A 2,012-nucleotide genomic window follows, 5' to 3' on the forward strand; every position below is an offset into this window, starting at 1 on the left:
CGATCCGGTGGCCTGGGCCGCCGCCCCCTCCGCCGCCCGGGCCGGGCAGGCCCATGGCAGGAACACCAGCATGAAAGCTGCCAGCACGGTCAGGAAGCCGCGCCGTGGGAAACGGTTCGGCGCGGGATGGGCTGTCGTCACGAAATGGGCCGGCATGCCGATTGTTCACCTCCTTGGAAACACGAAATCGGGCGGAAAAGCACGGGACTTCCCCACCCGGACAGAACCCGGCCCGCATGCCGCGCGGGCGTCGGGCCGACTGTCAGGCTGCCCCGAAAGACTCCGATAGCAGAGTAATAAAAGATTGCCAGCGGCACCAAGGTTGCATTTATGCGTGTCTTTTCCGTTATTTCAGCCCCATTGCGGCGGCGGAGGGGCCACGGCGCGGGCTTCGCGGCGGATGACGCAGGTGCCCGCCAGAATGTCATGCAGCCCCTGTTTGCGCTGCGTCCACATGACCATGAGAAAGCCGAACCCCAGGATCAGCGCGGACAGGTACTTGCCAAAATAGCGCCCCGCCGCCCGCAGCAGCGTGATGCGGTTGCCGTACAGGTCCGTCACCCGCATGCGGCAGGCGATCTTGCCCGGCGTGGCCTGGAGCGTCGAGGCCTCGCACACGATGAAATAGGCCGCGGGCAGCAGCAGCGACACCAGTTCGAACACCCCGTTGCCATTCCAGTGCAGGTGCGGGGTGGTGGACAGGATGGTATAGTCGGCGGGCTGGATGTAGGAGATGCGGTAATCCCCCCCGCTGCCCCGGATCGGCTGCTGGTCGAATATGGACACCGACAGGCTGGGCGGCACCAGAAGCAGCCCCAGCAGGGCCAGAAGCGCCCAGATCACGATGGAATCGATCAGATAGGCGACAACCCGGATCCAGAAGCCGCCATAGGTCCAGACATCCTGTGGGCTAGAGGCGGGGCGGAAAAACTGGTTCGTCATGCAGGGCGTTCCTGTCTGGCTGCCGTTGGATTACCCGAACAGCTTTGCCACTGCTGCGGGCGGAACGGAACAGGAAAAACGGGTGTGGCCTGTTCAGGCCCCCGCGCGCCTAGCTGCGGTAGGAACCGTTTATGTCGATATAGCCGTGGGTCAGGTCGCAGCCCCATGCCTGCGCCGTGCCGTTGGCCAGGCCGAGATCGATCGTGATCTCGATTTCCTGCCCCTTCATGTGGGCGACGACGGGGGTCTCGTCATAACCGGGCACGACCGTGCCATGGCGCGCGATCCATGTGCCGCCAATGCCGACGGACAGCGTGTCGCGGTTGGCGGGTTCGCCACATTTGCCCACCGCCATCACCACGCGGCCCCAGTTGGCGTCCTCCCCCGCGACGGCGGTCTTGACCAGCGGGGAATTGGCCACGGCCATCGCGACCCGGTGGGCCGATTCATCGGATGTCGCGCCGGTGACGACAATATGCATCATCTTCGTCACGCCCTCCCCGTCACGGATCACCAGCAGCGCCAGTTCCAGCAGCAGGGCATCGAGTGCGGCGCGGAAATCGGCCAGCGCCGGGTCATCCGCTGTGGCGACGGGCGCATTGCCCGCCTGCCCCGTGGCGAACAGCAGCACCATGTCGGAGGTGGAAGTATCCGAATCCACCGTGATGCAGTTGAAGCTGCGGTTCACGCCATCCGCCAGCAGGGACTGGATCACGCCCGCGGGCAGCGCCGCGTCGGTCGCGACGAAGGACAGCATGGTGGCCATGTCCGGCGCCACCATGCCGCTGCCCTTGGCGATGCCCTGGATGCGTACGGTGGTGGACCCGATCCGCGCCGTGCGGGTCGCGGCCTTGGGGAAGGTGTCGGTGGTCATGATGCCGCGCGCGGCGTCCGCCCATCCGTTATCGGACAGGGTGGCGTACAGGCCGGGCAGGGCGGCTGAAATCTTCTGGTAGGGCAGGATTTCCCCGATCACCCCGGTGGAGGCGAGGAACACCTCTCGCTCGCCGCGCAGCCGACCAGCCGGGCGGCATCGGCCGCATTGGCCTGCGTCGCCTCGAAACCGGCGC

Annotated in this window: 1 protein-coding gene and 1 pseudogene; both read right to left on the reverse strand. The window is 66.3% G+C overall.

The annotated features are described in order from the left end of the window. Positions 1 to 351 precede the first annotated feature (351 nt). A complete protein-coding gene (locus JCM25156_RS14905; RefSeq protein WP_025813700.1) occupies positions 352 to 942 on the reverse strand; it encodes an RDD family protein in 591 nt (196 codons plus the stop codon). A gap of 109 nt (positions 943 to 1,051) precedes the next feature. Beyond that, a pseudogene (gene argJ, locus JCM25156_RS24955) lies at positions 1,052 to 2,012 on the reverse strand (bifunctional glutamate N-acetyltransferase/amino-acid acetyltransferase ArgJ); the annotation flags it as partial.

The sequence above is a fragment of the Komagataeibacter kakiaceti JCM 25156 genome (assembly GCF_000613305.1).

Coding starts and splice junctions, on each gene's coding strand:
- JCM25156_RS14905 (WP_025813700.1), bottom strand. CDS start 942: ATGACGAACCAGTTTTTCCGCCCCGCCTCTAGCCCACAGGATGTCTGG.